The following is a 24,179-nucleotide window of genomic DNA, read 5'->3' as shown; positions in this document are numbered from 1 at the left end:
GATCCATCGTCCCTCTGTGTTCGGCACGGCGAAAGGCGGCGTTGGTGCGTAGGGTTGTGCGTTCGCTACCATGAGTATTTCAATTCCGCTCGAACATAGTTGCTGTCACTGCCTCCGGCGTCGCGAAGCGCCGAGCCGACTTGATAATGGACGGCCTCCAGCGATCCCGTGAGAACGGGAGTGAAGCGGTAGTCCGCTCTGACCTGCAAATAGGCTCCTGTCCGTCCCGATCCCTGACCCGCCGTGCCGGACACGGGAATGCTTGGCAGGGTGTAGACGGCGTCATCAGTCGTTTGTCGCCAGAGCAGTCCGACCCCGGCCATCAAGGTCAGGTCTTCTGTCGGCTGAACGGTGACCGATGGTTTGATGTGGACGAGGTTGGCGTATCCGGTATGACCGCCGAGCGAGAAATAAAAGCCGTTCGGAAACAGCGGATTGAAAGTGCCGAGCGTGTCGTCGCCCGCATCGCCATCGCCCGACGCCACGTCGAACTGCAGACCGATTCGCGGCGACCAGGTGATATCCTCGAACGTGTATCCGGTCCTCGCGCCTACGGCCCAGGCTAGAATATCAGCCGAGCCGACCTTGCCGACCTGTCCTATCGCTTCCGCGTCCCAGTCGAAACCGGCATATTTGCCGGCCGTCCGGATATTGAAGATATGCCTGTCCTCCTCACCCGACGCGGTGAGAAAGGTGGCGTCCTTGCGCTGATAAAGTGCATAATACGCGGAGGCCTCGATATCCGGCGACAGCTGCCATTCCACACGAGCTCCGCTGAACATTGCATCGCCACTCGATCGATCATCGAAAGGGCGCTCATCGCGATACTGGACAGGTCTGCTGACAAGTCCATAGAAGCGCCATGCATCCGTCTCCCACCCGGCCCAGACCGCATCGAACGACTGACGGACATTCGGCCCATCGCGCGTCGAAACGAACCGCTCCAGGTCGAACGCAAAGTCCTGACGGCCAACCCTTGCCCTGAATGTTCCCGCGTCGGTCTCCTGCGTATAACCGATGAAGGCTTGACGAAGGTCAAATCGGTTCGCGTCATTGGGACCGACTACCGTCTTGTTGAACGCACGAACATCCTCGAACTGTGTGAACAATTGCCAGTTTTCATTCAGGTGAACATCGATATGGAATTGCGCGCGCTGCAACCAGTAGGAGTCTCTGGGATTCGCACGCACGGTTCCGAATGCCGGCGCATCACTGACTTCGAAGATTTCGCGCAGATTGAGCCCAAGCGAGATGTAGCTGTCGGGATTGGAAGAAAACAATGGAATGTATTTGAGACTGTCCAGCGGCTCAGTCCGCAGTTTCGGATCTGCGAGAAGCGACCAGTCCTCTCGCGACCTGTCGGCTTTTATGGAGGGCCTCTCCTGCTTCAGGCCAGAATCATCTGCCATGGCGGGCGGGGAGTCCCATTGAGCGAAGGCGAGGGCAGCAAGAGAGAGCAACGGTAATCGTGCCCTGGATACGGACCGAAGGCCAAGCGTTATTGAAAAACGCGAAATGGCGTATCTCTGTCGGTCAATCCTCTGCTCGCCTTTCGACCTTAGGCACATGGACACATCCTGCGTTGTTTTTCTTGAGTGGTCGCCGCCGTCCGTCGCTGGCACGGTATGCGATGGACGGAGAAACGAGTTGAAGCGGCTATGAAAGATTATAGAATCGATCCTATGTTCACGGTTGGTGCGGTACGTTGCGAAGATGCCTTCCTGGAAGATTCACCGGCGCCGACGTTGTCATTCTCTTCTTCGCCTTGGTAGCCCCCGGTCGCGTGAAGCCGTGTCGCAAAATAAGGAACGCTTTGTGGAAATTGAGGATTTAAGGATATTCGTCGAAGTTGCCGATGCGGGCGGATTATCGTCGGCAGCGCTACGACTGGGCATCTCCAAGTCAATGGTCAGCCGGCGGATCAACAGGCTTGAGGCCGAACTCGGCGCACAGCTATTTGCAAGGACGACCCGTGGTATAGCGCTCACTGAAGCAGGAGCTACATTCCGCGATTACGCAGCCAGGACCTCCGCCGAATTGGACTTGGTGCGCGAAACAATCCTGCCCGCTGGTAAGCTTCGAGGCCGCATGCGTGTAGCCGCCCCATTATCATTTGGTCCGACCTGTTTTGCTCCCGTCCTTTCGCGGATGGCGAGCCAACACCCGCAGCTACAAATCCTCTCTTCCTTTACTGATCGCTTCGTGGATCTCGTGGGAGAAGGGTTTGATTGCGCAATCCGGCTGGGGCATCTGTCGGATTCGAACCTCGTCGCAAGACGGATCGGACCGATCTTTGGCAAGCTGGTTGCAAGTCCTGCCTATATCGAGGCTCACGGTGCTCCAGAGACACCCGACGAGATTGTGAAGCATCAGACCGTTATGCGGGATGCCGAGAAGTGGCAATTCATGGATGGAGTCGAGATCGTCACAGTGCGGCCCCAAGGACGCTTCATCGCTGATAACGCAATGTCACTGGTAGCGGCCGCTCTGGACGGTGTCGGGGTCGCCTATCTGCCAGAGCCGTTGGTCGCGGATCATATTCGTTCGGGCGCGCTGGTGCCAATCATGGCGCGTCATCCAATTCCGCCGGCCGGCATCTTCGTGGTGAGGCCGCCGGGCCAATATCCCTCTCGAAAAGTGCGAATTCTCACCGAGATGCTTATCGAACGATTTGGAACGCCGTCCGTTAGCGAGGGGAAGTCGGCTGCCGAAGGTATTTTAACGCCATGAGGGCCGACTGAAGCGAAGACGACAAAACCGCTCCAGCAGAGATATAGCATAGTGGTCCCGTATGGTGCGGAGATCTGCCGGAAACACCACCGTTGGATCACGACGTCGCTCGCACCACCGTCTGCCGCGGAAAGAGGATCCCTCCAGAAGATGTCTTCACTCCGCTGACAACGAGTGGAGCGTCATACCTTGCCGGGCACAATATCCCCAGCTTCGCGTGGAGCCTTGAAGCTGATTCCGGCAGAAACGGGAGCAAGCAGCGAGCGACGATGACGAGCCCATGGACCTGCTCCGCCAGTGTCGCACCAAGACGATCCGAAATTCTTTGCCGTTCCGAATGGTTGAGATCGCCGAGCAAGGCCTTCGCATCAGACCAGGGCGCTTTCCGCGTAAACTCCCTGTTCGCGGACCCGAGATAGGAAAAGATTTCTGCCAAGCCGACGTGAAGTTCGTAGTTATCGAAGGCGTCCAGGATTTTTTCGGGAAGACGTGCTGCTTCGCGAACAAGGGCACTGTCGGGAACGGTTGGCGTTACACCGGAGAAGGACGAAGACAGTAATGTGAGAACCCGATTGAGGAGATTTCCAAGCTGCCCGCCGAGTTCTCCCGACCACGCGGCCTCGAGCCGTTCCTCGGAGAAATCCCCATCATCGGCCGAACGGATATGGCGGAGCAGGTAATAACGAAGTGCGTCGGGAGTCCGGTAGTTTTGAACGAGGCCATCGGGATCGATGCCGTTGCCGGTCGATTTCCCGATCTTCCGCCCGTTGGCGGTCAGGTAGCCATGAACGTAGATCGACGATGGCAGCGGTAGGCCAGCGGAAAGGAGTATCGCCGGCCAGTAGACCGCATGGAACTTGGATATCCCCTTTCCGACGAAGTGAATGCGCTCGCCCTGGCGCGCCCAATATTGGCTGAACAGCACCTCGTCGGAACCGTAGCCGAGCCCTGTCAGGTAGTTTGCCAAGGCATCGAACCAGACATAGATAACTTCGTCGCTGCCGGGCACGGGCACTCCCCAGCCGCGCGCTCTTTCGGCACTGCGCGACACACTGATGTCCTCGAGTCCCCGCCGAAGCAAGGCAAGTATCTCGTTCCGCCGGTGAGCCGGCACGACCTGAAGCTCCTCTGTCTCGATCAGACGGAGGATACGGGAGCCATATCGGGAGAGGCGGAAAAACCAGTTTTCTTCCTTGATGACTTCAAGCGGGATACCGTGCTCCGGGCATCGGCCGTCATCAAGATCTGGTAGGTCGTAGAACTGCTCACAGCCCACGCAATAAAAGCCCTCATAGCTCTTTCGATAAAGATCGCCATTCTTCGCACATGCATCCCAGAGCGAATGAACGCAGGCGGCATGTCCTGAATCAGCGGATGTGCGGACAAACGCATCGTTTGAGATGTGGAGGCGCTTGCCAAGCTCTTCGAAGCGGTCTGCATTTTCGCCGACGAAGTCGGCCACGGGGCGTCCCGCCGCTTCCGCGGCACGGACATTTTTCAGGCTGTTATCATCCGTCCCGCACTGAAACCTGACGTCGTTGCCGAGAAGTCGGGAATGGCGAGCATAAGCGTCGGCCTGCACGAGTTCGAGCGCAAAACCCACATGTGGTGCGGCATTGACATATGGAATCGACGTTGTGATGTAAGTCGTCGTGTTGTTCATTGGGATATCCTTGTGGAGGTTGAATATCCCTCAAGGCGGATCGACCAATGAAAAACCGCCTCAAGGGCGGTCTAAGGTGCATAAAAAGCGCACAAAATCCGCCACGCTAGGAGCGCAGCATCATCATCGTGGCGTTGGCAAAAAGTCTGTCCATATCCTCGCTGCTATCATGCGTAGACGGCGGGAACAAGATAGCGACTGACAGTTTTACCGGCGCCGAGGCGACAAATGGCGAGACCGTTCTTCTTCGATCAGACCTGCCCGGCAGAGTTAGTGATCGGTCACGGCATCAATGTTCGACCCCGCACGTTATCGGCCTTGCCACTTTCCGGTGCCTGTATCGCGGCGACTTTCACTGCTGCTGCAAGCCTCCGGCTGACCAGATTATCCGTTTTGGTGCGTTGGACCGAATGATCGAAGGGCGTGGTGTTTCCCGTTGCAAGCAGCCGGGCAGCGTTCCGCCTTTGATGACGGAGTATTGCAAATGGCGGGACTACCCAACCTATGACGGCAAAGATACCAACCGTGTGAAAGGTTACTCGAAGAGTTGGGAGCCCTCTCGGGCCGTTGCCCGGAAGGTAAACGACCAGGGGGCGGTGTAGCGGTGCAGCACTTCGGATGGAAAGGAACGTCATGAGGGTGTTTCCAAGGATGGGAGTGAACAGCGGCAAGAGGCACTCGCTTGGCACATCAACGACCGCAAGTTTACGCAGACGGCAAAAGCTATCCGTCGATTCTCAGCACCCCGCCAGAGTAGGCGCTGTGGCAGAGCATTTGACGTACACTGACAATATGTGAGGTGAACAATGACAGATATTGGACCTGATTTTACCCCGGCTGAGCGCCGAATCGCTGTCGTCATCAGCCGTGTGGACAGGATGTTGGCTGCTACCGTTTCGGATGCTTTGGAAAAGGCGATCGAACAGGCCGCCCATGACCTGCGAGCGATCGGCCAGGAGGGTGCCACGCCGGTTCTGCAATATTTTGCAGGCGTCGTTCATCAGCAAATGTATTGTTTGATGTGTGGTGCAGATCCGGACACTCTTCAAGGAGGCGATCCGGACATCGCCTACTACGTTATTCGTAACAGCCAGAATATTGCTAAACACTATTGGTCGGCGGACATCGAGCCTTATCCAGCCAAGTGACAATAGTATGATCGGGCTCCGGTATTCGCGATCTAAACGAGGCTTTGCAAATCTTCGATACTCTCTCGCGCGTTCCTCGTTGCAGGACATAGTTTTGCGCGCGGCGAGACTAGAGGGGCGCCCGATAGAACGGTAGAAGGGGGCTAAAGCACGGGGTTGATGCACTTCGCACGACATACCGATCACCCCAGCAGAGAGATTGAAAATGGCGTTCCGCGATGATCTGAAGTCACTTCTTCGGCGAAGCCGCTAAATTCTTTCAATTATTACTTGGGGCTGTGTGGCCAGATCAGTCTTAGATCGGGGACCGGAAGCAAGCTGATCCGTGTGATGAGGAGCGGAGAGGATGACGATCAGGCGGCGACAGCAATCAGGGCGATACATGGCGGTCATAATGGTCATGGCGCTGGCACTTGCATTATGCGCCTGCGTCTCGCGGCCTGGCTCATCCGTCCTCACTCCGGTGGCTGCCGTCGACGGTGCGAAGCAGGTTACCATCTTCGTGGCGAGTACGCGGGCAACCGACCCGAGCGCACCGACCTTTCTGACCGACCGGATTACGACCGCGACTACCTACGTTCGCTATGTCGTGTCCATTCCGCCGACCCACCGACCGACCGAGATCGAATGGCCGAAGGATGTGCCGGACCCGACCCGGCACTTCGCGATTGTTTCGTCCGAGCGCCTCGATGAAAGGCGGTTCTTTGCTGAAGTCGGGGCCACGGCCGCCCGCGGAGAAGGGCTCGGACGAGACGTCGCCATCTTTGTCCACGGCTTCAACAACAACTTTCCGGAATCGCTCTTCCGCACGGCGCAACTCACCGCCGACGTCCATGTGGCGCAATCGGCTGTGTTGTTCGCGTGGCCTTCGAAGGCAGCGATCACCGGTTATCTTGCAGACAAAGATGCGGTGACCTTCTCGCGCGATGCGCTTGCGCGGGTGGTCCAGCGGGTCGCTGGCGATTGCCATATCCGGGGGATGAAACTTTACGCTCACAGCATGGGGGCTTGGCTGACAATGGAGTCTGTCCGGCAAATCCGGATCGCCAAAGACGAACGCACCCTCGGCAAGCTCATCGACCTCACGCTGGCTGCGCCAGATATAGATGCGGACGTTTTTCTTCAACAACTTCGGGTCGTTGGCCGGCTACGTTCACCCGTCACCGTTCTGGTTTCCAAGAAGGATCAGGCGCTGTCGATATCCAGGTTTATCGCCGGTGGGCAATTCCGTGCCGGCGCAGCCAATATCGATGACCCCCGAGTTCTCATCGAGGCGCGGAATTCAAACCTCCGCGTGATCGATATAACCAATCTGGCCACGCGGGCGGGAGCGGGCCACGATGGGTTCGCGGCCTTTGCCTCTATCTATGGCCGCCTCCCGCAGAGCTCAGACGGGAGGGTCGCTTCCGGCATCGGTCCGGGGGTCTACGAGCTTGATGTCGCTAACAAGTTCGAAACGCTCGACGCCCGACTGGTCCAACGGGTCGCAGATACAACGACCATCGAGCGCTAGCAATTCGCAGTTACGCAACTGTACGAGAAAGTCCGCGATAGTTGCTGGTAGGAAGTGATTTTAGTACGACACGTTGTCCCATAAAATTGACAGCAGGTTCGATGCAGGTCTGGGCCGCTTCTGGCCATCAACTGAAATGGGTCGGTTTGCTTGCGACAGGACAACGATCCAGAGCGCCTATTGAGGCCGATCAAAACCAGCTGTTGCGAGATCAGATCCCGGACTTCGCGGTATTCTCTGGGGCGCATCCGGCGGCGAGCGCGAAGGCCGCGAAGGTCGCCACCGATGGCATGGCGCCAAAGCTGCCCAGAAGCAGCCCGAACAGAGGGGCACCGACCGTCTGGCCGATGGCAATCGTCAGGAAGGCGATCATTAAACCTGTAGCGGGGCGGTCGGCCAAGGTCCGCACTCCCCAGACAAGATAGACGCCGGTGAGCATCACGTAGGCCGCTCCGAACACTGCCCCGCCGAGGAGTACCATAGCAGGCGTCCCAGCCCCGGAACCAAAGCTCAGGATGGCTGTCTACATCAGGACTAGAAATGTCCAGTGGACAGGCACCAGTCCGAAACGCGCGATGCAGCCACCCGCCCATATGCCCGTTATCCCGCCGAGACCGATGCAACTCCATAGGAGGCTGACGCCCGCCGGTTCCCAAGCTGGTTGCCGCGACACGACCTCGCCGCCGAATGACCAAACCGCCGTACTCGCCGCGCCCATCAAAAACGTTGCAGCGATCAGGCGCAGCAAAGATGTGGACGTGACCGGCGCTCCGGCAACTCTCTTACCAGTCTGAGCATTCGGTAACAAAGCTGCGGTGATAACTGCCAAGATCGCCGCCATGGCTGCAAAGATGGCAAAGCCTAGTCGCCATTGTTCCGCCATAGCAAGAGCGATGGGACCCGAGAGGGCCACGCCGACGCTTGCCCCGGCATTGATTGTTGTGTTCGTCCCATCCTGGCCGGACGGCGGGACAGCCGCCGCCACGACCGCGGCCATCGGCGGCGACGCCAGCCCGGTGCTGGCGCCGGCCACCATCACGGAAATAGCCAGAATTAGCGCAGACGGTGCCAGCGCAATGCCCGCCATGCCAATGGCCGCGACTATCGCGGCTATGGTTGCGACCACCGTGGCTCCGACCCTTTCGGTAAGATAGGCGGAGGCGATGATAGTGACACAATAGGTGGCGAAGGCACTACCCGCGATTGCGCCGCGCAATTCCGGACCAAGCGCAAGATCCGCGCCGATCTGAGGCAAGAGCAATCCGAAGGCAAACCGGGCGAACCCGTAGCTGTAGCGGCTTGCCAACATAAGCGCCTCTGCTCGCAAACATCGGCATTTTCTGCTCGAATTATCTGACAATGGAGCGGGCGTCGTGCTCACGCTCTTTGCCAATGTGCTCGCAAACATCCGGGTCTGCTTGCAAACATCCGCCACGTGCTCAGATTAATTGCCAGCGACGGCATGGTCAAACCGGGACGCCTGCCTGTCGTAGTTGCTCGGTCAGCTGACGGGAATATTCGGGATCAAGGGTGCCCGCCAGGAAGGCGCGGATATACGGACATGCGCTGTGGCTTTCCCTCCTTGGCGCTTCGGGTGCAGGAGGTTCTGCAGCATGATCCGTTGTCAGGGCATCTCTTCGTCTTCAGGGGCCGCAGATCGGATATTTTGAAGATCATCTGGCATGATGGTCTGGGCGCCTGCCTTTTTACCCGGCGGCTGGAGAAGGGCCGGTTTATCTGGCCGAATATGGGATAGCATCCGTCAAGGTGGTGTAGAATTGGGACCGGGCCGTCATGATCAGGCGGCTCTGGGTGAAATTTCTCCATCGCAGCTACGCGAGGAGGTAGAGCTGAGTTTAAGTGCTGTCATTGAAGTTTCACGAGCCTGATAAACGGACGTCATATGTCGCCCATAGTGATGCAAATATTCAATCGATGCACCACTAACGATCAGGATTATTGTGATGCTGGCTCTGAACGGAGTTGCCGTGACCTATGCCAACGGCACCCAAGCTTTGAAGACAACGACATTGACGTTCAACCAGGGTCAGTTCGTCGTGCTCCTCGGTAGATCCGGCGCAGGCAAATCTACCCTCATCCGGACACTCAACGGCTTGGTTGCGCCGACGTCTGGTTCGATCACTTCTAACGATATTGGTGCTCTGGATGCGGAAACTAAGCTTCGCATTCACCGAAGGCGAACTGGGATGATATTCCAGCAGCACCAACTCATAGGGCGCTTGAGCGCGCTCGACAACGTCATGACGGGCCGCCTGGGCTACCACTCTGGCTGGCGTACGTTGTTCCCTATGCCGCGTTCGGATCGAAGGCTGGGGTTGGAATGCCTTGAACGCGTAGGCCTTCTTGATAAGGCTCTCGTCAGGGCGGATCAACTATCCGGCGGTCAGCAGCAACGGGTGGGCATTGCGCGCGCGCTGGTCCAGAAGCCCCAACTGGTCCTTGCAGATGAGCCCGTTGCAAGTCTGGACCCTGAAACGGCTGTCGAGGTCCTGTCGCAGCTTCGCGAAATATGCACAGCCGACGGCATCACTGCTGTGATCAGCCTTCATCAGATCGATCTAGCTCGCCGGTTCGGCGACCGGGTCATTGCTATGCGCGACGGGGAAGTGGTTGCGGACGCCGCTGTCGACGAACTGACCGATCAAATGTGTGCGTCGATCTACCGCAGCGCCCCAAGAAATCCGACCACAACACAAGATTTGTCCAACTACGAGTATGATCAACCTTTAGCTGCCATGGAGGCCGCATTATGAAGAAGCTTCTGTCCCTCGCATTCCTCGCCGTTCTTGGCTGGAGTTCGTTGGCGCATGCTGGCTCAAATCCAGAGACATTGCGCGTCGCGTTGCTACCGGACGAGAACGCCGCCACTGTCATCAAAAACAATCGTCCTCTCGAGGAGTATCTTGAGAAGACACTCGGTCGGGAGATTGAACTGATCGTAACGACCGACTACTCGTCAATGATCGAAGCGATGCGTTTCGGCCGGCTTGAGTTGGCTTATTTCGGGCCGCTCTCTTACACGCTCGCGAAAACCAAGGCTGATATCGAGCCTTTCGCAGCACTTATGAAGGATGGCGAAACTACCTATCGCGCTGTAGTTGTCGCCAATGCAGAGGCTGGCATCGAAAGCCTTGAAGATGCAAAAGGGAAAAAGGTCGCGTTTGGGGACGTGGCTTCCACCTCAAGCCACCTTATCCCGAAATCTATGCTGCTTAAGGCCGGAGTTGAGGCTGGAAAAGACTATAGCGAGAACTTCGTAGGGTCGCATGATGCCGTGGCTATTGCAGTGCAGAATGGCAATGCTCAGATTGGCGGACTTTCGTTGCCCATCTACAATTCAATGGTCGCTCGTGGCACCATTGATCCTAAGAAAGTTATCGCCCTCGCCGAGTCCGATCCGTTCCCGCAGTACCCCTGGACCATGCGGTCGGATCTTGACACTTCGTTGAAAGAGGCGATCACCAAAGCCTTCATCGACCTTAAAGACGAAAAGGTATTGGCATCCTTCAAAGCCGATGGGTTCGCTCCGATCGATGACAAAGCCTACGACGTCGTCCGTGAGCTCGGTAAAGTGCTGAACTTGGACCTGAGTCAGTAAGGCGCGTTCGAGACAGTTTCTCACCTTTCGACGCAGGCGCTGGCCTGCGTCCTTTCTTCCAGGATATGTGATGACACAGCCGTCGGCCGACTACGACTCTATCCTTCAACATCAAAACAAAGCTTGGACCAGAGCTGGCGTGATCGCGTTGGCAATTGCGTGTGTGATCATTGTTAGCAGTTATCACTCCGGTCTTCTTGATCTGGAGCGTCTGGGATCTGGGTTTCCTGCGCTCTGGCAGCTCGGTACGGAAATGTTTCCCCCGGATTTCAACCGAGGCTTGGAGTGGATCAGCCCTCTCATCGACACTCTGGCGATGAGTATAGCTGGGACTGCGATCGCGGTACTGATATCACTTCCAGTTGGCTTTTTCGCCTCAGGGAAAACAGCACCCAACGCTGTCATCTATATGATCTCGCGTGGATTGTTGAATGGTCTACGGTCGATCCCGGAGCTGATTATGGGCATCGTCTTCGTGGCGGCAGTGGGATTTGGAGCGCTCCCAGGCGTGCTGGCTCTTGGTCTTCACTCGGTTGGCATGGTGGGCAAGTTCTTTGCGGAGGCGATCGAGCATTGCGATAATGCGCCTATAGAAGCCGCACGCGCAGCTGGTGCGTCGCCGTTCCAGATCGTGACGCGGGCGATCTTGCCACAAGTTCTACCGCAATTGGCCGATGTGACCATCTATCGGTGGGAGTACAACTTCCGCGCCTCGACAATCCTGGGCACTGTGGGAGCTGGTGGTATCGGTTTCGAGTTGATGACATCCCTCCGGATCATGAATTATCAGGAGGTTCTTGCGATCATGCTCGTTGTCCTTCTGATGGTCACCATCGTTGACCAGGTCGGCGCTCTCCTCCGCCGCCAGCTGCAATAGAAGGATAAATTAAATGCTCCCAAAGGTAGTAATCACCCATCGCGTCCACGAGGAGATTATCTCAAAGCTATCTCCCCACGCTCGTTTAGTTTGCAACGATACTGATGATACATGGCCCCGCGAGAAACTGCTCGCAGAATTGAGCGACGCCAAGGCGATGATGGCGTTCATGCCGGACATGATCGACGCGTCTGTACTCGCGCACGCTCCCGATCTTCAACTTGTGGCATGTGCGCTGAAAGGCTTCGATAACTTCGACATCGAAGCCTGCACGCAGCGTGGAGTCCACGTCACGATAGTGTCCGATCTTCTCACTGACCCGACAGCCGAACTTACAATCGGTCTGATGATTGCTCTTGGGCGGCACATTCTGCCAGGCGACAAGAGCGTCAGGAGGGATTACAAAGGTTGGCGCCCTCGGTTTTACGGCCTTGGGCTGCAGGGCACAGCAATCGGCATTTTAGGGATGGGAGCGATCGGAAAAGCTATAGCACAGCGCCTAAGTACCTTCGGCGCCATTGTGTCGTACTGGGATCGTCAATCCCTGGACAAAGCCGATGAGATCAGACTGAACGTAAAGCCTCTTGAATTTGACCAGTTGATCTCGTCGTCTACCTTTCTTGTGTGTGCACTCCCGCTTTCGGCCGAAACGAAGCATCTCCTCGGCGCTGAACAACTCGCCAAAATGCCCAAAGGAGCACTTCTTATTAATCCTGCACGCGGAAGCGTGGTTGATGAAGAGGCTGTTGTCGCTGCATTGCAGGCGGGGCGCTTGGGAGGCTACGCCGCTGATGTTTATGAGATGGAGGACTGGGCCAGACCCGACCGGCCTGACAAGGTCCACGGGGGTCTCCTCAATCGCGAACATGATTCGATCTTGACACCCCACATAGGCTCAGCAGTGGCGAAGTCGCGTTTGGCTATCGAGCACGAGGCTGCTGACAACATTATAGATTTTGTCCAAGGCCGAAGACCTCGTGCGGCAATTAACGAGGTTCAACTAATTCCTTGATTAGAGAAAGTAATGTTTAGCCTTTCGCATGTCGCAGCATTCATAGAGGTAATCGAAACTGGCAGCTTTCACGAGGCGTCGCGACGGCTTCAGATATCCCAACCGACTGTCTCACATAATGTGAAACGATTGGAGGATATACTAGGGGTGCGGCTGGTCGAGAGGAGGAAGGACAAGTGTGTGCCGACTCGGCAAGGGCTCGTATTCTTGCCATTCGCACGCAGCCTTTTGACCGTCACGAAGAGATCTCTGGACCGCCTGCACAGCGGCCGGATTACGTTGGGTGCCAGTACTAACATCGGTACCTATATTTTGCCAGTCCACTTGAAGCGTTTACAGGATGCTCAAGGCCGGCCACCTGAGGTGGCCGTTGCCTCAAATCCTGAAATCATCGAAAAGCTCTTGAGGAAGGAGATTGATCTAGCCTTTACCGAATGGTGGGACGATCGAAAAGGATATCAAGCCCGCCTTTGGCGGAAGGAAAAGCTGGTAATAATCGTATCCCCACAGCATAATTGGAGGACGCGAAAAACAATTGAAGCGGCAGAGTTATTTCAAGAGTCCCTCATTGGCGGAGAACGTGGAACCGGTACCGGATCCGTGCTCCGCGAGGCCTTCGGCCAAGCGGCAGAGCAATTCCCAATCTCATTCAATGTCGGGAGCACTGAGGCTGTGAAGCATGCAGTTCGAGCTGGTCTCGGCATTTCGATCGTGATGAGGAGCACTGTCCTCGATGAGCTCGCGTCGGGTAGGCTTTATGAGGTTTCTGTTGAGAATGTGGTTCTCGAAAAGTCTGTGTGGGCTGTACATCCCGTACATATGGAGGATGGTTCACCGGAAGCAATCGCGCTTAAGGTTATACTCGATGCGAGCGCCCCTCTGGGTGACCTAGAGCACGTCCACATTACTCGGGGTCATATCCGCAAGATTTGAAGTAGTTGGCGCATTCCTGCGGCTCGAACATGGTAACGGCCTGGCCGACCGCATCCTTTGGTATCGCCGCCTCAATTCCCGGAGTATCCCATACAAGGGGGACAAGATCGGGGACCGCCCGATTTTCGATGCGTAAGGTTCCCTGCTCCATGTCGCGAATATTCGGCCGTCAGACACATAGTTGGTTTCCATGGATCGTTTGTCATAAACGAGGGTTTTTGAGCATGCCATAGCGCATGCCGTCACGCCCCTTGAATGGCGCGATGGAATCTTCTCAAAACTGTTATAGAAACGGTTGTCGCAAAATGCTATGTGTCCAACGACTTTCAAGAACATTTGGATGGCTATGCGGGTCGGGTACGCCAGGGTCAGCACGATCGATCAAAATCCGGAGCTTCAGCTTGAGGCGCTGAGACGCGCCGGTTGCGAGAAGGTGTTTACCGAGCGCGGGTCAGGCGCTCGCGATGACCGCCCGGAATTGGGCCGAATTCTCTCCGACGTGCTTCGCACTGGTGACACGCTCGTTGTCTGGAAACTCGATCGGTTGGCGCGATCGCTAAAGAAGCTCATCGCGACGGCGGAAGAGTTGGAGCGCGCGAAGATCGGGCTCGTGTCCTTGACCGAGAGCATTGATACGACGACGCCGGGCGGCATGCTGACCTTCCATGTCTTCGGTGCGATCGCCCAGTTCGAACGTGCTCTGATCCGCGAACGCACGACGGCTGGACTGGTCGAGGCGCGGCAACGTGGCCGCAAGGGTGGCCGCCCGCCCGCGATGCGCCCGGGCGATATTGCCGCGGCGCGCGCCCTGATGAAGGAAGGCAGCATACCGGTACGCAATATTGCGCAGCGCATGGGGGTTTCTGTTGCAACCCTCTATCGTCATATCGGCAAGAAGGGTGGCTCTCCCAAAACAGTGGAATCCGAGGACGTCCATGGCTGAGCGGAGAAAGCGGCCGCCCGGAGAGGCTCTTGTCGATCTTCGACGCCGATTGTCGCTGCTTTCTCCCCGTGATCCAGGCCGTACCGAGATTGTTGCTCGTGCCGCCGATGCCTACGGCATCTCGATCTGGACCCTGTATCGGGCGCTGCGGGAGTTGAACCGCCCGAAATCCGTACGGCGCGCCGATCACGGAACCTCCCGGATCGCCCCGCAGCCGGAGATGGAAACCTATGCCGAAATCATCGCGGCCCTGAAGATCAGAACGGCGAACCGGAAGGGGCGGCATATCTCCACGGCGCGCGCCATCAAGCTGCTTGAGGAAGACGGCGTGGTGACGCCCGATGGCCTGGTCCGTGCACCGCCCGGCATCTTGAAACGCGCAACGGTCGATCGGCTGCTGCGTGTTTCCGGCCTGGATTATGCGCGCGTCACCCGCCCGGTGGCTGCCGTCCGATTCCAGGCGCGGCGTTCCAACGAACTCTGGCACTTCGACATGAGCCCGTCCGACCTGAAGCAGGTGGAAGCGCCGCTTTGGGTCGAGGAAGGGCGCGGCCGGCCGACGCTGATGCTGTTCTCCGTGGTCGATGATCGCTCCGGCGCGAGCTATCAGGAATACCGCTCCGTCTACGGCGAGGACGCGGAGTCCGCCTTGCGCTTTCTCTACAATGCCTTCGCCGCCAAGCCTGAACCGGAACTGCCGCTTCAGGGGATTCCAACGACCATCCATATGGATAACGGGCCGGTGAGCCGCTCGCGCGTTTTCCAGTCCGTCATGGGTAGCCTTGGTGTCCGGGTTCTCACGCATATGCCCCCGTCGGACAGCGAGCGGCGCACGCCGGCGCGAGCGAAAGGCAAGGTCGAGCGGCCGTTTCGCACGATCAAGGAAGTGCACGAGACCCTCTATCATTTCCACAAGCCGAAGGACGAAGAGGAAGCCAACCTTTGGCTCAGGCGCGCCTTGGTCACCTACAATAACGGCGACCATCGCACAGAGTCTCATGCACGCATCGAGGATTGGCTGCGGCATCTTCCTCCTGACGGGGTGCGGGCGATGTGCTCCTGGGAGCGGTTCTGCGCCTTTGCGCGCGAACCGGAACGACGGACGGTTGCTGGAGACGCGACCGTATCGGTCGAAGGCGCATCCTATGAGGTCGAGCCCGAACTTGCCGGCGAAACGGTGACCTTGCTCTGGGGCCTGTTCGATCAGGAACTGTTCGTCGAGCATGAGGGCAAGCGCTTCGGTCCATTCCAACCTTCGCGCGGGGCGGTTCCCCTCTTTCGCTATCGCAAATACCAGAAGAGCAAGCTCGAAGAGCGGCTCGACAAGGTGGTGCGCCTGGCAGACCAACTTGGGCTCCCCCGCGCCGCGGTCACCGGCGGGGATCGTCCATTGCCTTCGCTGCCCCCGACCACGGCTGGGCTGAGTGTACGGCGGACACCGTTTCCGGAACCCGCAATAGAGACCGCTTATCCAAATGGCCTCGCAGCCCGTGGGGCCATCGCCGACCAGCTCGGCCGGCCGATCGGCGCGATGAATGCCGGTGACCGCGCCTTCATCAATGAACTGCTTGGAGAAACACTCGACAAAAAGATGATCGCGGCCCGTATCCGCGAACGCTTCCAGGCGCGAAGAAAGGAAGAATGATGCTCGCTGACGTTCAATCCAGTTACGGCCTCGACCGGCCTTTCCAAGGGGCCGGCAACTTTGAGACCGAGCATCAGCGCACGATCATCCGCGAGGTGTGTGCGGCCGTCCAGACCGGTCGGCTTGTCGTGGTCTCCGGCCTGGTCGGTTCGGGGAAAACCCACCTTTTGCGCCGCATCGAGGCCGAACTCACCAAAGCCGGCAAGGTCGCACTCGCCAAATCGCTGGCGGTCGACAAGCGGCGCACTTCGCTGCCATCGCTCATTGAAGCCCTGTTCTACGACTTGTCTCCCGGCGATCGTGCGCAGGTCAAGATCCCCAAGCAGGCCGAGCGCCGGGAGCGCGACCTGCGCGACTTCATGAAAAAAGGCAAACGGCCGATCGTCCTCGTGGTCGACGAGGCCCATGACCTGCACCACAAGACCTTAACCGGCCTGAAGCGACTGATGGAGGTGGTCGCCGACGCCGGCGTGCTCCTTTCCGTACTTCTTGTCGGGCATCCCCGGTTGCGCAATGATCTGCGCCGGCCGCAAATGGAGGAGATTGGCTACCGCACGACCATTTTTGACTACGAGGGGATCGGCTCCGCGCGCCGCGACTATGTTGCCTGGCTGCTTGGCGCCTGTGCGGCCGAAGGCGTAAAGGTTGGCGAACTCCTCGAGGAAGAAGCCATCGACCTCATCGCCGAACGTTTGCGCACGCCGCTTCAGATCGAGATGCATCTCACCCTCGCATTCGAGCAGGGCTTTCGCCTCGGCGCCAAGCCGGTTACCGCCGAAATCGTCGAGCAGGTCCTGTCCCGCGCCATCGACGATCTCGAACCGACGTTGACCCGAAATGGTTACGATGCGACGGCTCTGGTCACGCACCTCAATGCTCGGCCGTCGGATATCCGCGCCTTCCTGGCGGGCACCCTTGATCCCGAATATTCCCGTCAGCTGACCGAGCAACTACGACAGGCAGGCGTCCCGGTTTGACCATGCCGTCGCTGGCAATTAATCTGAGCACGTGGGGGATGTTTGCGAGCACATTGGCAAAGAGCGTGAGCACGACGCCCGCTCCATTGTCAGATAATTCGAGCAGAAAATGCCGATGTTTGCGAGCAGAGGCGCTTATGTTGGCAAGCCGCTACACGTAGCATACGGCGATCAGTCCGAAGCCTATCGCACCGGTACGGAAAGCCGGGCTCATGACCGTGCATTCTCAACGAGCACCGAAGCCGCAGCCCGCGCGGCCGAGACGGAGAAAGCACCCCGATAGACGGCGGCATGGATCGCGCCCTCGAAAAGAACGAGAACCTGTTCGGCCAGGATTGGGTCATCGTATCCGAGTTCCGCCAAAACGACGTCAGCGATCCGCTTATGAAAGGTTGACTTGTGCGCAGCGACCGCCTCCGAGATTTCAGGAATCTCTCCGCCCGTCTCAGCACGGGCGCGCAGGAAGAGGCAGCCTCGTGTCCCTTCGACGCGGTTCCAATCTTCGAGCGCAGCAAAGAGCGCGTCCATACTCCCGACTTCGATTCTACGCAAGAACCGCCGATCCCGTTCGGTGAGGATCAAGGCCATGAGCTTTACCTTGCTACCGGCATGCTTGTAGAGCGTCCGGCTCGACATGCATGCGGCTTCAGTCAGTTGGTCCATGCCAGTTGCCGTGAAGCCATGCTCGTCGAACAGTTTCTCGGCCGCGGTGATGAGCCTTTGTTTCATGTTCATCTCGGATCCTCCGTGCCAGGTCATGATCAGTATGTAAAACGAACGTTTTACATGTCAAGGGCAATCAATGCCAACGCGTGGCGCCGCGTCACTTGACTTGCCGCTCCCTTTGATAGTCTGGGACAGCCATGTGAGCTTGCTCTATGCTTGATGATGAGACGCTAATGAGGCGATGCGGCCACCACTCGATCCGGCTAGCTCGTTTAAGTGAAGAGCTGGAAAGAAAGTCAATTGATTTGGGGACCGGTGCCGCGCGAATTTCGATCAGGCGCGTGCCGAAGTTGACGTGCGGGGGCGATACGAATGGGAGCGCCATGCGCCCAGGTTAAATGTCTGGGCCGGTCCCAGAAACCAGATCATCAACGGTTCTGCGGCCGAAAGGTCTCCGACCGGCCTATTCGACCCGAAAAATGGCGATCGTTCATCACGGCCCAAGAGGTTCCAGCCGTGGCGGACACAATGTGACTTCTAACCGAGATGCTGATTCTCAAATCGTGATTTGGTGTTGACCAAGTGTTGACCAGCCCGAAAAACGGACGGGCCGCCCGAAGGTGCCCTTACTTAATCCCTTGACTTCCTTAGGAAATCTGGGCGGGCGAAGGAATTCGAACCCTCGATCCCAACCTTGGCAAGGATCGGCACTTATGCTGCTGCCCGGAAAAGCAAGTTAAGATGGGTGCATGCTCCCGCAACCATCTTTGCTGGTGTCGATCGCAAGTTATGATCGACGCCGGTCCCCGCAACCATCTTTACTTGCTCGGGGCGCAAGTGAAGATTAGATCCTGCCCCCGCAACCAAACTCCTCTGAAAATACTAAAAGCCTTGATCCGCACACCATCCTGATCGCCGCTATGCCGCTTGCGCAAGCTCTGTCGAGCAGCCCGTTCGACCTAAAATCGATTCACTGGATCGATTTTTTAACGGTCTCACCTCATCAGGCTCATAACCTGAAGGCCGCAGGTTCAAATCCTGCCCCCGCAAACAAAATACCAACAAACCCGTCGCAGCAGCGGCGGGTTTTGGCGTTCTAAACCACCAAAACAAAACGTAAGGGGATGTTTTGCCCCCTGTTCAGCACAACAAAAAGCAAGCCAATCAAAGCTCCCAACGACCGGCTTAGAAAACCAAAATAACGTTGTGCAATCAGCAGCGGCGCTCAATGCTGTTTCTCCCTTCTGACTTGTTTTGTCCGCCGAATGCAGATTGCCACGAATGAGGCAGAATTGACGGATATATATTTACACCCGCAAAAAAACGACGAAGCCATATATTTTTAAGCAGTGTACAAGCAAGTCGCATGGATAATTGGGCGTCGCTAGGGGCGCGGCATTTCAATTATGGTTTGAAAGATCGGCAACAAAATCCGTTCGGAAATTGGAGCTTTGCATGAATACCTCTTTGATAACATCGAAGTTCAGCAAGTTGGAAGCCGAGGCTGTCGATCAGTTTTTCCGAAATCTACGCAAGATTGTAGGCGTTGACTTGCAGCTGGTGGGACTATTTGGGTCTATGGCACGAGGGGAGGCTTGGGCACAATCGTCCACCAACCGCTCGGATATCGACCTCTTGATTGTGACGGAGAACTCTCTCGACAAAGATACTCGCCAGAAAATTGACGAATGGACCTATGACTTATTCCTATACTGCGGTCGACAAATTTCGCCTCAGTACAGGGATGCGAAGTGGATGCAGCATCCACCAGATCAAGAGGCAAAGGATTTTATAGAAACGCTGAAAAACGAAATGATACCGATTTATATAAAAGACGATTGAGTACTCGCGCGGGGTGAGTTTTGGGTCCAGACCGTAAGTGCTATCCCTTCACGTGCCGGCATTTATTCACTACTGATGCTTGGAAGCAGTGTTCGAGAGGATAACCCGGTATGAGCACGGTGAGCGACGCGCGTTTCTGGGATCTGGCATCAAGGAAGTACGCCCTAGGAGCCATCAGCGATCAGCTCGGCTATGAGCGCACTCTGGATCGCACCTTGGCTCTGATCGGAGCGAGCGACCGGGTCCTGGAACTGGGCTGTGGAACAGGAACAACCGCGCTCAAGCTTGCAGGCGCTGTCCAGGATTATCTCGCCACAGACTTTTCCAGCGGAATGATTGAGATTGCTAAAGAGAAACAAGCCGCCAGCCCGATCGCAGCCCTCAGTTTCCGAACCGCCACCGCAGAGATGCTTGCGCTTGAGGCAGGCCGGTTCAATGTGGTTCTTGGATTCAACTATCTTCATCTGGTCCGTCATCTGCCCGGTACGCTGCATTGCATCCACGCCCTGCTTGAGCCGGAAGGCTTGTTCATCTCCAAGACACCCTGCGTCGGCGACATGAACGCGCTTATAGGGTTCGCTTTGTTGCCCGCGATGCGTGCGATCGGAAAAGCGCCCTATGCCGGTATTTTCCGGGCAGAGGAACTAAGCCGGCAAATAAGTGCCGCAGGCTTCGAGATACTTGCCGTAGAACGCCACGCCATGAAGGGCAACGACTACCGTCCCTATATCGTGGCTCGCAGGCGTTGACGTGAGCTGACGAGGCGCGACGCGAAGCTCTCTTCTCTTTGTCGATTTCTCGCTGCGGATAAGGAACGGCGCTGCAAGGAGCTTTGCGACAGCCATAATCCAGCCATGGGCTTCAAAGCATCTTTGCGCCGTTGTCCCTTATTGCCGCGCAACCCACTTCCAGTCGCGGATTTCCGGCATGTCTTCGCCATGTTCGCGCACGTAGCTCTTGTGAAGTGCCAGCTTTTCCTCAAACTTGCCAGTCAGCGAAGCCACGACATCATTGGTGAGCGGCAGCCGCTTGATAGCCCCGATGGCGAGATGAAATCGGTCCAGTTCGTTCAAGACGGTCATGTCGAAAGGCGTTGTCGTTGTTCCCTGTTCGACGAAGCCATGCACGTGAAAGTTGGGATGATTGGTGCGTTTATAGACCAGCCGGTGAATGAGGTAGGGATAGCCGTGATAAGCAAAGATGACGGGCCGGTTGGTTGTGAAGATCCGGTCGAATTCCTCGTCGGCAATACCGTGCGGGTGGTGTTGCGGTGACTGGAGGACCATCAGGTCCACGACATTGACCACACGGATGCGCAGATGCGGCAAGGATTGGCGCAGGAGATCGACCGCGGCAAGGGTTTCCATTGTCGGGACGTCGCCCGCGCAGGCCATGACGATATCCGGTTCCAGACCGTCCTCGGTTCCGGCCCAGTCCCATATGCCAAGACCGGCTTCGCAATGGCGCCCGGCTTCATCCATCGTGAGCCATTGGGGTTCGGGCTGTTTTCCAGCCACGATAACGTTGATGCGATCCCACGTTTTCAGGCAATGATCTGCAACCCACAACAGCGTGTTGGCATCCGGCGGAAAATAGATGCGGATGATATCGGCGCTTTTATTGGCCACGAGATCGACAAAACCGGGATCCTGATGGGAAAAGCCATTATGATCCTGACGCCAGACATGGGAAGTCAGGAGATAGTTGAGCGATGATATGGGCTTGCGCCATTTCAACTCGCGCGCGACCTGCAACCATTTTGCGTGCTGGTTGAACATGGAATCCACAATATGGATGAACGCTTCGTAGCAAGAGAAAAATCCATGTCTCCCGGTCAGCAGATAGCCTTCCAGCCAGCCCTGACACAGGTTCTCGCTCAGTACTTCCATGATGCGGCCATCGGCTGAAAGGTGATCGTCTATGTCGAGGGTTTCAGCCATCCATACGCGGTCGCTGGCATCGAAGACGGCGCTCAGACGGTTCGACGCAGTCTCATCGGGGCCGAACACGCGGAAATTCTTTTCCGGCTCGTTCAGCTTGAGCACGTCGCGGAGATATTCGCCAAGTATCTTGGTGGACTGTGCCTCAATCGCACCCGGTTCGGTCACGTCGACGGCATATTGGCGGAAGTCGGGCGTATGCAGTTCCTTGCGAAGCAAGCCGCCATTTGCATGGGGATTGGCACCCATGCGCCAATCCCCCTGTGGCGCCAGCGCGCGCAGTTCGGGCTTCAGCGCACCTTTCTCGTCAAACAAATCCTCCGGGTCATAGCTTTTCATCCAGTCTTCAAGGATTTTGCGATGCGCATCATTTTCGCGGCAGTTGGCAACGGGCACCTGATGCGAGCGCCAGTAATTCTCGACGATGAGCCCGTCGACTTCCTTCGGGCCGGTCCAGCCTTTCGGGCTTCGGAGAATGATCATCGGCCAGCGCGGGCGCTCTGGTGATTTTGCATCGGCATTTTTTTTGATTTTCGCGATCTGCGTGAAGATCGTATCGAGTGTTGCCGCCATCTGCTGGTGCATGGCTTCGGGTTCGCTGCCCTCGACGAAGAAGGGCTCATAGCCGTAGCCTTTGAAGAGGCTGGTCAGGTCGTCATCGGGAAGGCGGGCGAGGATGGTGGGATTTGCGATTTTATAGCCGTTCAGATGGAGGATCGGCAGCACGGCACCGTCGCGCGCGGGATTGAGAAATTTGTTGGAATGCCACGAGGCGGCAAGGGTTCCCGTTTCTGCTTCGCCGTCGCCAACCACACAGGCAACCACCAGATCAGGGTTGTCGAAAGCAGCCCCATAGGCGTGGACCAGCGCATATCCCAGCTCGCCGCCTTCATGGATCGAGCCCGGCGTTTCCGGCGCGACATGGCTTGGTATGCCGCCGGGGAAGGAAAACTGCCGGAACAGTTTGCGCATGCCTGCTTCGTCCACGCTGACGGCTGGATAGATTTCAGAATAGGAGCCTTCCAGATAGGTGTTCGCCACCATGCCCGGCCCGCCGTGACCCGGCCCGCATATGTAGATTATGTTGGCTTGTCTTTCGCGAATGATGCGATTGAGGTGCGCGTAAATGAAATTGAGGCCCGGCGTCGTGCCCCAGTGGCCGAGCAGCCTTGGCTTGATATGCTCAGGCTCCAGCGGTTTTCGCAGCAGGGGATTATCCATCAGGTAGATCTGTCCGACCGAAAGATAGTTGGCCGCTTTCCAATAGCGATCGATCAGCGCGAGCTGCTGCGGTGTGAGGGGGCCTTGGGCGGGTGCTTTGGTCATGCTCTGTCTCCTTCGCGGATTGTTAGGCAGACGCGACGGGCGCCGTTAGTGCGGCGTTCCGAAGAGCGTCCAGCGTCTGGGAGGCGATGATCTGTTCCTCGTCGGTGGCAAGCACGAAGGCTGCTACCCGGCAGGCTGGGTTCGTGATCCGAAAGGCGTTGTTTTCGTTGGCGGAAGCGTCCATTTCCAAACCAAGCCAGGAAAGACGCTCACAGACCGCTTCGCGGATTGCGGGCTGGTGTTCCCCGATTCCTGCGGTGAAGATGAGGGCATCGAGTCCGCCGAGCGTCGCGGCGAGCCGGCAGACTTCGCCGGCAATGCGGGCGGTGAAAATGTCGAGGGCTTCCAGCGCGCGGGCATCGTCGTTTGCGAGCAGATCGCGTGTATCGCCGCTTATGCCGGACAGTCCGAGAAGACCGGAGCGATGATAGAGCAGGTCGGAAAGCGAGCCCGGCTGCATGTTTTCCTGCTGCAACAAATGGAGAAGAACTCCCGGATCTAGGGTTCCGCATCGGGTTGCCATCGGAATGCCGTCAAGCGTTGAAAAGCTCATGCTGGTGTCGATGCTTTTGCCTCCATCCATGGCGCAGAGACTGGCCCCGCTTCCCAGATGAGCGGCGACGATCTTGCCGCCAGCAAGCTCCGGTTCATGTCTGGAAAAATTCTCGATGATGGAGTTGTAGGACAAGCCGTGAAAGCCATATCGCTTTATTCCGTGGTCGTGGAGTTCGCGCGGAATTGCGAAACGCCTGACCGTGTCGGGTATGGTCTGGTGGAAGGCGGTGTCGAAGGAAGCCACTTGCGGAAGATGGGGGAGGAGCTTTCGGATGGCCTTTATCAAGGCCACGCTTTTCGGCTGGTGAAGCGGAGCGAAGACGGACAGGCTCTCGACGGCATGAATATGTTCATCGTCTAACAATATTGGTCCGGGAAATTGATCGCCGCCAAACACAACGCGGTGGCCGACGCCCAGAATGTGCGCGGGGCTGATATGGTCAGACAATCGCGCGAACAGTTCTTCCAGAATAGTAACGACATTCCCGGCCCCTGCAGAGGCCAGAGCCAAGTCCAGATTAACGCTTTCACCGCGCAACCGAAAGGTCACGGGAGATGCATTCAGGTCGATCTCGCCCCGCGCCAGCTTTCGGATTTGCTGTCCGTCAGAAGCGAACGTGCCGATCTTGACGGTTGAAGAACCGGCATTGAACGTAACAAGCTGCTTTTGCACGCGCAGCCTCTCCCTTGTTCGTGGCTGATGCGTAACAAGATAGGGGAATGTTTCGGGCTGGCGATATGTCCGGCGCAGAACGTCAGGCTGAACCTGGCACGCCGGTTTTGCGGCGTG

21 protein-coding genes are annotated in these 24,179 nt (G+C 57.2%); 14 read left to right on the top strand and 7 right to left on the bottom strand.

Going from position 1 to position 24,179, the window contains the following annotated elements:
* Positions 1–65 precede the first annotated feature (65 nt).
* Positions 66–1,568, bottom strand: a complete 1,503-nt coding sequence (locus tag J9800_RS04915; RefSeq protein ID WP_142860043.1) for an alginate export family protein — start codon at positions 1,566–1,568, stop codon at positions 66–68.
* 247 nt (positions 1,569–1,815) lie between these two features.
* On the opposite strand from J9800_RS04915, the gene J9800_RS04910 reads away from it, so the two are divergent.
* Positions 1,816–2,730, top strand: a complete 915-nt coding sequence (locus J9800_RS04910) for a LysR family transcriptional regulator (RefSeq protein WP_142860041.1) — start codon at positions 1,816–1,818, stop codon at positions 2,728–2,730.
* A gap of 97 nt (positions 2,731–2,827) precedes the next feature.
* Here the strand turns inward: J9800_RS04910 and metG are convergent, their stop codons facing one another.
* Complete coding sequence (metG, locus tag J9800_RS04905; protein WP_142860039.1) at positions 2,828–4,393, bottom strand: methionine--tRNA ligase; 1,566 nt, start codon at positions 4,391–4,393, stop codon at positions 2,828–2,830.
* Positions 4,394–5,199: 806 nt separating this feature from the next.
* Between metG and J9800_RS04900 the strand changes: the two genes are divergently transcribed.
* Together J9800_RS04900 and J9800_RS04895 are read left to right on the top strand one after the other, a co-directional pair.
* On the top strand, positions 5,200–5,541 hold the full coding sequence (locus J9800_RS04900) for a hypothetical protein (protein ID WP_142860037.1): 342 nt from the start codon (positions 5,200–5,202) through the stop codon (positions 5,539–5,541).
* Between the two features lie 382 nt (positions 5,542–5,923).
* Positions 5,924–7,054, top strand: coding sequence for an alpha/beta hydrolase (locus tag J9800_RS04895; RefSeq protein WP_192799675.1), 1,131 nt, complete (start codon positions 5,924–5,926; stop codon positions 7,052–7,054).
* A gap of 211 nt (positions 7,055–7,265) precedes the next feature.
* On the opposite strand, the gene J9800_RS04890 is transcribed toward J9800_RS04895, so the two are convergent.
* Together J9800_RS04890 and J9800_RS04885 are read right to left on the bottom strand one after the other, a co-directional pair.
* Positions 7,266–7,535, bottom strand: coding sequence for a hypothetical protein (locus tag J9800_RS04890; RefSeq protein WP_210845639.1), 270 nt, complete (start codon positions 7,533–7,535; stop codon positions 7,266–7,268).
* Positions 7,536–7,577: 42 nt separating this feature from the next.
* Entirely contained in the window at positions 7,578–8,363 is a 786-nt protein-coding gene (locus J9800_RS04885) for an MFS transporter (RefSeq protein WP_210845637.1), read from the bottom strand.
* A gap of 153 nt (positions 8,364–8,516) precedes the next feature.
* On the opposite strand from J9800_RS04885, the gene tnpB reads away from it, so the two are divergent.
* From tnpB to J9800_RS04840, 9 genes are all read left to right on the top strand, one after another.
* Positions 8,517–8,810 (top strand): IS66 family insertion sequence element accessory protein TnpB, encoded by a 294-nt coding sequence (gene tnpB / locus J9800_RS22170; RefSeq protein WP_080600525.1) that lies wholly within the window; start codon positions 8,517–8,519, stop codon positions 8,808–8,810.
* Positions 8,811–9,018: 208 nt separating this feature from the next.
* Positions 9,019–9,828, top strand: coding sequence for a phosphonate ABC transporter ATP-binding protein (gene phnC, locus J9800_RS04875; protein WP_006473175.1), 810 nt, complete (start codon positions 9,019–9,021; stop codon positions 9,826–9,828).
* Positions 9,825–10,673 (top strand): phosphate/phosphite/phosphonate ABC transporter substrate-binding protein, encoded by an 849-nt coding sequence (phnD, locus tag J9800_RS04870; protein WP_003501103.1) that lies wholly within the window; start codon positions 9,825–9,827, stop codon positions 10,671–10,673. Before phnC ends, phnD begins: the two co-directional genes overlap by 4 nt.
* A gap of 70 nt (positions 10,674–10,743) precedes the next feature.
* On the top strand, positions 10,744–11,550 hold the full coding sequence (phnE, locus tag J9800_RS04865) for a phosphonate ABC transporter, permease protein PhnE (protein ID WP_006473411.1): 807 nt from the start codon (positions 10,744–10,746) through the stop codon (positions 11,548–11,550).
* A 13-nt stretch (positions 11,551–11,563) separates the two neighbouring features.
* Positions 11,564–12,562 (top strand): phosphonate dehydrogenase, encoded by a 999-nt coding sequence (locus J9800_RS04860; protein WP_003501101.1) that lies wholly within the window; start codon positions 11,564–11,566, stop codon positions 12,560–12,562.
* A 12-nt stretch (positions 12,563–12,574) separates the two neighbouring features.
* Positions 12,575–13,495: a LysR family transcriptional regulator gene (locus J9800_RS04855; protein WP_003501100.1), complete on the top strand. Its 921-nt coding sequence runs from the start codon at positions 12,575–12,577 to the stop codon at positions 13,493–13,495.
* 340 nt (positions 13,496–13,835) lie between these two features.
* Positions 13,836–14,438, top strand: a complete 603-nt coding sequence (locus tag J9800_RS04850) for a recombinase family protein (protein WP_003501098.1) — start codon at positions 13,836–13,838, stop codon at positions 14,436–14,438.
* Positions 14,431–16,083 (top strand): IS481 family transposase, encoded by a 1,653-nt coding sequence (locus J9800_RS04845; RefSeq protein ID WP_003501095.1) that lies wholly within the window; start codon positions 14,431–14,433, stop codon positions 16,081–16,083. Before J9800_RS04850 ends, J9800_RS04845 begins: the two co-directional genes overlap by 8 nt.
* Positions 16,080–17,060 (top strand): ExeA family protein, encoded by a 981-nt coding sequence (locus J9800_RS04840; protein WP_206666277.1) that lies wholly within the window; start codon positions 16,080–16,082, stop codon positions 17,058–17,060. The genes J9800_RS04845 and J9800_RS04840 overlap by 4 nt, the downstream gene beginning before the upstream one ends.
* A 210-nt stretch (positions 17,061–17,270) precedes the next feature.
* Here the strand turns inward: J9800_RS04840 and J9800_RS04835 are convergent, their stop codons facing one another.
* The gene (locus tag J9800_RS04835) at positions 17,271–17,795 is read right to left on the bottom strand and encodes a TetR/AcrR family transcriptional regulator (protein ID WP_142860031.1); all 525 of its coding nucleotides are present in this window, start codon (positions 17,793–17,795) and stop codon (positions 17,271–17,273) included.
* Positions 17,796–19,181: 1,386 nt separating this feature from the next.
* Here J9800_RS04835 and J9800_RS04830 point away from each other — a divergent pair.
* Entirely contained in the window at positions 19,182–19,568 is a 387-nt protein-coding gene (locus J9800_RS04830) for a nucleotidyltransferase domain-containing protein (RefSeq protein ID WP_114217003.1), read from the top strand.
* A 110-nt stretch (positions 19,569–19,678) separates the two neighbouring features.
* Positions 19,679–20,317 carry a class I SAM-dependent methyltransferase gene (locus J9800_RS04825; protein WP_114217004.1) on the top strand — a complete coding sequence of 213 codons (639 nt, stop codon included), beginning with the start codon at positions 19,679–19,681 and terminating at the stop codon, positions 20,315–20,317.
* Between the two features lie 138 nt (positions 20,318–20,455).
* Here the strand turns inward: J9800_RS04825 and J9800_RS04820 are convergent, their stop codons facing one another.
* Positions 20,456–22,834, bottom strand: a complete 2,379-nt coding sequence (locus J9800_RS04820; protein WP_114217005.1) for a phosphoketolase family protein — start codon at positions 22,832–22,834, stop codon at positions 20,456–20,458.
* A 22-nt stretch (positions 22,835–22,856) separates the two neighbouring features.
* Positions 22,857–24,062: an acetate/propionate family kinase gene (locus J9800_RS04815; RefSeq protein WP_114217006.1), complete on the bottom strand. Its 1,206-nt coding sequence runs from the start codon at positions 24,060–24,062 to the stop codon at positions 22,857–22,859.
* Between the last annotated feature and the right edge of the window lie 117 nt (positions 24,063–24,179).

This window comes from Ochrobactrum sp. AP1BH01-1, assembly GCF_018066705.1.
Taxonomy (GTDB): Bacteria; Pseudomonadota; Alphaproteobacteria; order Rhizobiales; family Rhizobiaceae; genus Brucella.
Note: the sequence above shows the minus strand (reverse complement) of the source record. Positions and strands in the feature narration are given on the sequence as shown.